The organism is Kocuria sp. CNJ-770, from assembly GCF_001942375.1.
Lineage (GTDB): Bacteria > Actinomycetota > Actinomycetes > Actinomycetales > Micrococcaceae > Kocuria > Kocuria oceani.
The window spans coordinates 1-7,411 of record NZ_MKJW01000004.1 but is presented as its reverse complement, the minus strand read 5'-3'; the positions used below and the strand labels follow the sequence as shown (position 1 = coordinate 7,411).

The window sequence follows — 7,411 nt, the reverse complement described above, 5'->3', positions numbered from 1 at the left end:
CCGGGCGGCGCCGGTGCGCGGGTCGGTCCGGTCGGCTCGTCCGCCGGTCCGCGGCGCCGGGCTCGGCGTCGCACAGCTCCGCCCACATGGCCGCCGCGGCGAGAACACCGGCGGAGTCGTCCGTGGCGCAGGCCGCGAGGAGGAGGTCGGCGAGCACCGGGTCCGAGAGGCCCGCGGCCAGGAAGCCCAGCAGGTCGTCGTCGTGGGCCAGGACCGCGGGCAGCCAGTCGCCGTCGGCGTCCCGGACCTCCGTCAGGACGTCCTCCCACACGGTCAGGATGCGCGCCAGGCGGTCCAGGCGGTGCCAACCGTCCCGGCCCGCCCGGGCCCAGTGGGCCGCCCGTCCCGCCACCCCGCGGCGGGTGCCCGCCGGCAGCGCACCGTACTCGTGGTCCATGGCCTGCCGCGGCGCCGTCGCGTAGGAGCTGCCGGCGGCCACGAGCGCGGCGTTGACGGCGCTGTCCAGGATGCGGGCCACGTCCCGGACGTCCTCGGGGTCCTCGACCGGCCACCAGTGCTCGCCGGCCACGACCCAGCGCGCCGCCACAGCCCGGTCCGCCCGGCGGGCGGCCTCGTCCACGAGGCCCAGCACGGCGGACACCGCTCCGGGCCCGCCCGGCGGCGGGGACGTGCCCGGTGACGAGCGGACGGGCGTGCGGCCGGAGGTGTAGACGATGGCGAACACCCGGTCACTGAGGGCGTCGTGGCCCACGAGCTCGGCGAGCTCCGCGACGAAGGCCTCGGCGAAGCGCTCGTCGTCGGGGTCGGCCGGCAGGTCCACCCGCACGCACGCCCCGGCCGTCCCGCCGCCGGCGGCGAACAGGACGAGCGAGTCGGCGGGCCAGTAGCCGAGGGTGTGCGGGACGACGGCGAGCAGGTCGGCGGCGCAGCGCACGACGGGGACGAAGGGATCACGGGTGGGGTGCTGTCTCATGGGCCCAGGGTGGGCGGTCCCGGGCCGGCGGCGGCGGCCCCGGTGGCGGGCTGTGGAGGGCGGCGGACGGGACACCGCCCGGGTTGCCCGGTGCAGTGCGGATGCCCGAGGACGTCTCAGACGGCGTCGGGCCCGTGCCGGCGCCGCACCCGCGCGGCGGTGGCCAGGACACCGACGGCCCCGGCTCCGGCGATGAGGAACTGGGCCGCGACGGCGACCCGGAACGCGTCGGGCGCGTAGAGCTCTTCGCGGAAGCCGCCCGCGTACAGGAGGTCCAGGACGAACCCGGTGACGAAGATGGCGAGGACCGAGGCGGTGAACCCGCCGACGTTGGCGATGCCCATGGCCGTGCCCGAGCGGCGGGGCGGGTTGAAGCTGCGGGTGATGTCGAAGGCGATCATCGACGCGGGCATGCTGATCGCGATCACGCACACGGCCGCGAGCACGACCGCCGCCGGGGCCGTGCCCGGCCACACCAGCAGCACGGTCCAGGCCGCGAAGATGCCGGCGGTGACCGTCAGGGACAGCCGCACCCGGCGCTCGGGGCGCCGGGCCGTCAGCCCGCCGAGCGCCAGGCCGACGGCCAGGTTGGTGAGCACGAAGGAGGTCATCACCACGGAGATCGTGGTGTCGGGCAGGCCCTGGGCGTACTCGAGATACGGGTAGCCCCACATGAGGACGAAGGTGTTGCCGGCGAACTGGGTGGTGAAGTGCACCCAGAAGCCCAGCCGTGTGCCCGGTTCGGCCAGGCTCTCCCGGAGGACCTGCCCCGTGCGCCGCAGCCCCAGCCGGCGGTGGAGCACCTCCACGCCCGGCGGCGCGTCCCGCAGCAGGGCCGCGGCGAGCGTCCCGGCGAGCAGCGCGAGGGCGGCCAGCCCGAGGAAGGACGGGAGCCAGCCCGCGCGGTCGAGCACCCAGGCGAAGGGGATCACGGAGACGAGCTGGCCGAGGTTGCCGAAGACCCCCACGACCTGGGTGAGCAGCGGGACGCGCAGGGCGGAGAACCACGCCGGGATCAGCCGCATCACGCACACGAAGGTGGCCGCGTCCCCGGCCCCCACGAGCACGCGGGCCACCACGCCCTCGGCGACCGTGTCCGCCAGGGCCAGCTGCACCTGCCCCACGGTCATCAGCAGGGCCCCGGCGGAGACCATGGCCCGGGCGCCGAAGCGGTCCACGAGCACGCCCACGGGGATCTGCAGTGCGGCGTAGACCAGGACCTGCATGAGGGAGACCAGCGAGAGCGCTGAGGCCGCCGTGCCGAACCGCTCCGCGGCGTCGACCGTCGCGACCCCGAAGCTCGTGCGCTGCGCCACGGCGCTGAAGTAGGCGAGGACGCCGATCCCGAACACCAGGTACGCGCGGCGGGAGTCCTTGCCGGGCTGCGGGGGGCGGGACCGGTCGGACGTCATGCACTTCGCTCTCGGGGGGACGGAGCCGCGGACGGCGGCACCGTCCCGGGTCGAGCCGGCCACGCCCCGCCGGGCGGCGGGCTCAGTCCTGCTCGTCCTCCCGGGCGGCCAGGAAGGCTTCGGCCGCGGCGCCGATCTCGTCGGCGTCGGGGAGCTCGGACTCGTCCCCCACGAGCAGGGAGCGGGGGGCCGAGGCGTCGACGACGTCATCGTAGCGCTGTTCCAGACCCGCCACGACCGCCTGCACCTCCGGCGAGGCGCCCACCTGCTGGTCGATCTGCCGCTCTATCTCGCGGGCCGCCTCGCGCAGCTCGTCCGAGGGCAGGGTGAGCGAGGTCACGGCATTGATGTGCTCGAGGGCGGCCACCGCGGCGTGCGGCAGGTGCGCCTCCGCCAGGTACTGCGGGACGTGGACGGTGAAGCCGATGTTGTCGATCCCCGCCTCGGTCAGGCGGATCTCGAGCAGCTGCGCGGCGGAGGAGCTCATCTCCACCACCGGCCGCCAGGCGTGCTTGACGGGCAGCAGGTCGGTCCGGCTGCCGTGCACGGACACGATGAAGGGGCGGGTGTGCGGGACCGGCATGGGGATGCCCGAGACGATCGCGACGAGCGAGACGTCCATCCGCCGGGCCAGGCCCACGACGGCCTCCGTGAAGCGGTTCCACTGCAGGTCCGGCTCCGGGCCGGTGAGCAGGGCGAAGCTGCGCCCGAGCGGGTCCGTGACCAGCCGCAGGGACAGCTCGGGGGCCTGGAAGTCCTCGAAGTGGTCCTCCGCGAAGCGCACGTGCGGGCGGCGGGCCCGGTAGTCGTAGAGCTGGTCCAGGTCGAACCGGGCCACGACCTCGTGCGGCAGGGAATCGGTGATGGCGTGCTCGATCTGCACGGCCACGTGGCCGGCCTCCGCGTAGCCGGACAGGGCGACGATCAGCGGCAGGCCACGGACCCGGGCGTCCTCGAGCAGCGCGGGGTTGCTCAGGTACAGCGAGGTGGGATCCAGCACGGCAACTTCCTCCTGAGGGGGGATGGGTGGGTCGGGGTCCGGGGGTTCTTCCCGAGGCCGGCGGGAGCACTTCCGGCGGCGCTCCCTGGTTCATGTCAACCGCCCGCGAGGCCCCCCTTATTCCCCGCCCGGCCCGGCGGAGCCTGTCGCCGCCGGGGCCGGGGATAGGATCGACAGCACGCCCGCCGGACGGGCCGGGACCGCCACGAGCGCCCCGCCCGGACCGGCCGGTCCGGACCTCAGCGAAAGGACGACACATGCCCGACGTACAGGAACTGCTCGAGCCCCGGGGGATCGAGCTCACCGCCACGCACAAGCCCCTGGGCCGGACCCCGGCGCACGCCCTCGTGCTCGCCGTGCAGAAGGGGGCGGACGGCGACGGCGCCGGCCGCGTCGTGCTCCCCGCCGGCGAGCAGCGCAAGCTCTCCCCCGTGCTGGAGGCCGCCGCGGCCCTGCGCGTGGGCGGCGGCGCCGACGAGGTCACCCTCGTGCCCGCGCCGTCCGGGCTGCCCTTCACCGTGGTGGCGCTCACCGGTGTCGGCGACCTGCCCGAGAGCGGGCCCGCGCGGGCCGAGGCGCTGCGCCGGGCCGTCGGCGCCGCGGTGCGCCGCCTCGCCGGCACGGACTCGGCGGTCCTCGCCCTGCCCGCGGCCTCGGAGGAGGACGCCGCGGCGGTCGCCGAGGGCGCGGCCCTGGGCGCGTTCGCGTTCTCCCACCAGCGGTCCGTGACCGCCGGCGCCGTGAAGGCCCCGCTGGCCTCCGCCGTCGTGCACGCGCCCGATGTGGCGCGCACCGCGCTGAGCCGCGTCCTGGACCGCGCCACCGCCCTCGGCCGCGGCGTCCGGGCCGCCCGCACCCTCGTGGACCTCTCCCCCAACGTCATCTACCCGGAGGCCGTCGCGGACTATGCCCGGCAGGCCGCCAAGGGCACGAAGGTCTCCGTGACCGTGCTGGCCGAGAAGGATCTCGCCAAGGGCGGCTACGGAGGCCTGCTCGGCGTGGGACAGGGCTCGACGCACGGTCCCCGCCTGGTCAAGCTCGAGTACTCCCCGGCGCGGGCGTCGCGCCACTACGCCTACGTGGGCAAGGGCATCACCTTCGACTCGGGCGGGCTCTCGCTCAAGCCCCCGGCCTCGATGATGACCATGAAGTCGGACATGGCCGGGGCCGCCGCCGTGCTGGCCACCGTCCTGACCGCCGCCGAGCTCGGCCTGCCGGTCAGGGTCACCGGCTGGCTGTGCCTGGCCGAGAACCTGCCCTCCTCCACGGCCACCCGCCCCGGCGACGTCATCACCATCCGCGGCGGACGCACCGTGGAGGTGCTCAACACCGACGCGGAAGGGCGCCTCGTGCTCGCCGACGGACTGGTGGCCGCCTGCGAGGAGGCCCCCGACGCCGTCGTCGACATCGCCACCCTCACGGGCGCCCAGATGGTGGCCCTGGGCTCGCGGACCTTCGGGATCATGGGCGACGACGCACTGCGCGCGGCCGTGGCCGACGCCGCCCGCGCCGCCGGCGAGGACGGCTGGCCGATGCCCCTGCCGGAGCACCTGCGCCCGTCCCTGGACTCCAAGGTCGCCGATCTCAAGAACATCGGTGACAAGAACGGCGGGATGCTCGTGGCCGGGCTCTTCCTGCGCGAGTTCGTCGGCGGCCCGGACGGCGCCCGGGTGCCGTGGGCGCACGTGGACATCGCCGGGCCCTCCTTCAACGAGGGCTCCCCCTACGGCTACACCCCCGCGGAGGGCACCGGGGCGGGCGTGCGCACGCTCGTCCGGCTGCTCGAGGACTCCGCCGCCGCCCACGGCTGAGCACCCGTGACACCCCCTCGGCGGAGGGAGCGCCCGCCTGGTTGCTCTCTCCGCCGTCGGGCTAAGGTATGTACGAAACGAACCCGTCACCGTACGGGTGCACCCCACTCGGAACGACGTCAACGCGCAAGGGAGCCAAACACGTGGCCGACAACGAATTCGACATCCTCGTCCTCGGCGGAGGCAGCGCCGGCTACGCCGCGGCGCTGCGGGCCGTCCAGCTCGGCTTCACGGTGGGCCTGGTCGAGAAGAACAAGCTCGGGGGCACCTGCCTCCACTGGGGCTGCATCCCGACGAAGGCCTACCTGCACTCGGCCGAACTGGCCGAGGACGCCCGGGAGAGCTCCAAGTACGGGGTGCACACCACGCTCGAGTCGATCGACATGGCGGCCGTGCGGGACTACAAGGACAAGATCGTCGCCGGCAAGTTCAAGGGCCTCACCGGTCTGATGAAGATGCGCAAGATCACGGTCATCGAGGGCGTGGGCAAGCTCACCGGGCAGAACACGGTCGACGTCGACGGCACCAGCTACACCGGCAAGCACATCGTGCTGGCCTCCGGCTCCGTCTCCAAGACCCTCGGCGTCGAGATCGGCGGCCGGATCATGACGTCCACCGAGGCCCTGGAGATCGACTACGTGCCCAAGAGCGCGATCGTCCTGGGCGGCGGCGTGATCGGCTGCGAGTTCGCCTCCATGTGGAAGTCCTTCGGCGTGGACGTCACCGTGATCGAGGGCCTCCCCCACCTGGTCGCCAACGAGGACCCCGCGCTGATCAAGATCCTCGAGCGCGAGTTCAAGAAGCGCGGCATCAAGTCCAACCTCGGCACCTTCTTCGAGAAGGTCGAGCAGGACGACAACGGCGCGAAGGTCACCCTGGCCGACGGCAAGGTCTTCGAGGCGGACATCGTGCTCGTCGCGGTGGGCCGTGGGCCGAACACCGCCGACATGGGCTACGAGGAGCAGGGCATCCCCATGGACCGCGGCTTCGTCACCCCGAACGAGCGCCTGCACACCGGGGTGGGCAACATCTACGCGATCGGCGACATCGTCCCCGGCGTCCAGCTCGCCCACCGCGGCTACCAGCAGGGTCGCTTCGTGGCCGAGGAGATCGGCGGCCTCAACCCCGCCGTCGTCGACGACGTGAACATCCCCAAGGTGACGTTCACGGAGCCCGAGATCGCCTCCGTCGGCTACACCGAGCCGAAGGCCAAGGAGAAGTTCGGCGAGGACAACATCGAGGTCGCCGAGTACAACCTCGCCGGCAACGGCAAGAGCTCCATCCTGGGCACCGGCGGCATCATCAAGCTGGTGCGCGAGAAGGACGGCCCCATCATCGGCTTCCACGCCATCGGCAAGCGCATCAGCGAGCAGATCGGCGAGGGCCAGCTCATCGTCAACTGGGAGGCCTACCCCGAGGACGTCGCCGCGTTCGTGCACGCGCACCCCACCCAGAACGAGGCCATCGGCGAGGCCGCCATGGCACTCGCGGGCGCGCCGCTGCACGGCTGACCGCACCGAGGCCCCGCCCCTCCCGGGCGGGGCCTCCCCCACTACCCCGGCACCGGGCCCGGCGCCCGGACCGCACCATCGAAGGCACCGAAAGAGAGACGGTCGGACCATGTCAGAAACCGTAAACCTGCCCGCACTGGGCGAATCCGTGACCGAGGGCACCGTGACCCGGTGGCTCAAGCAGGTCGGTGACGAGGTCGCCGTCGACGAGCCCCTGGTCGAGGTCTCCACCGACAAGGTCGACACCGAGATCCCCTCCCCCGTGGCGGGCGTCATCGAGGAGATCCTCGTCGAGGAGGACGAGGACGTCGAGGTCGGCGCTCCCCTGGTCGTCATCGGCTCGGGCTCCGGCGGCTCCGCCCCGGAGCCGGAGCAGCCCTCCGCCGAGCAGGCCGAGGACGCCGCCACCCAGGCCGAGACCCCGGAGGCCACCGACGAGTCCGCCGAGCAGCAGGCCCCGGCGCAGCAGGAGTCCGCCCCCGAGCAGGCCCCGAAGGCCGAGGCCCAGCAGGGCGGCGAGGGGACCGAGATCACCCTGCCCGCGCTGGGCGAGTCCGTCACCGAGGGCACCGTGACCCGGTGGCTCAAGCAGGTCGGTGACGAGGTCGCCGTCGACGAGCCGCTGCTGGAGGTCTCCACCGACAAGGTCGACACCGAGGTTCCCTCCCCGGTGGCCGGCACCCTGCTGGAGATCCGCGTGCAGGAGGACGAGGACGCCGAGGTCGGCCAGGTCCTGGCGGTCA

The 7,411-nt window shown here is 73.6% G+C and carries 6 protein-coding genes; 3 read left to right on the top strand and 3 right to left on the bottom strand.

Translation table 11 applies throughout. The annotated features are described in order from the left end of the window. The 3 genes from BJF77_RS00135 to BJF77_RS00125 all read right to left on the bottom strand — a co-directional run. Positions 1-934: DUF4192 family protein (locus BJF77_RS00135; RefSeq protein WP_139318353.1), on the bottom strand; the 934-nt coding region annotated here is incomplete at its 3' end. 116 nt (positions 935-1,050) lie between these two features. Then, the gene (locus BJF77_RS00130) at positions 1,051-2,346 is read right to left on the bottom strand and encodes a nitrate/nitrite transporter (RefSeq protein WP_075870930.1); all 1,296 of its coding nucleotides are present in this window, start codon (positions 2,344-2,346) and stop codon (positions 1,051-1,053) included. An 82-nt stretch (positions 2,347-2,428) separates the two neighbouring features. Next, the gene (locus BJF77_RS00125) at positions 2,429-3,346 is read right to left on the bottom strand and encodes a proteasome assembly chaperone family protein (RefSeq protein ID WP_082157254.1); all 918 of its coding nucleotides are present in this window, start codon (positions 3,344-3,346) and stop codon (positions 2,429-2,431) included. A gap of 257 nt (positions 3,347-3,603) precedes the next feature. Between BJF77_RS00125 and BJF77_RS00120 the strand changes: the two genes are divergently transcribed. From BJF77_RS00120 to BJF77_RS00110, 3 genes are all read left to right on the top strand, one after another. Further along, complete coding sequence (locus BJF77_RS00120; protein ID WP_075870929.1) at positions 3,604-5,157, top strand: leucyl aminopeptidase; 1,554 nt, start codon at positions 3,604-3,606, stop codon at positions 5,155-5,157. A 143-nt stretch (positions 5,158-5,300) separates the two neighbouring features. After that, entirely contained in the window at positions 5,301-6,668 is a 1,368-nt protein-coding gene (gene lpdA, locus BJF77_RS00115) for a dihydrolipoyl dehydrogenase (RefSeq protein WP_047802536.1), read from the top strand. A gap of 109 nt (positions 6,669-6,777) precedes the next feature. Further along, positions 6,778-7,411: biotin/lipoyl-containing protein (locus BJF77_RS00110; protein WP_304440951.1), on the top strand; the 634-nt coding region annotated here is incomplete at its 3' end.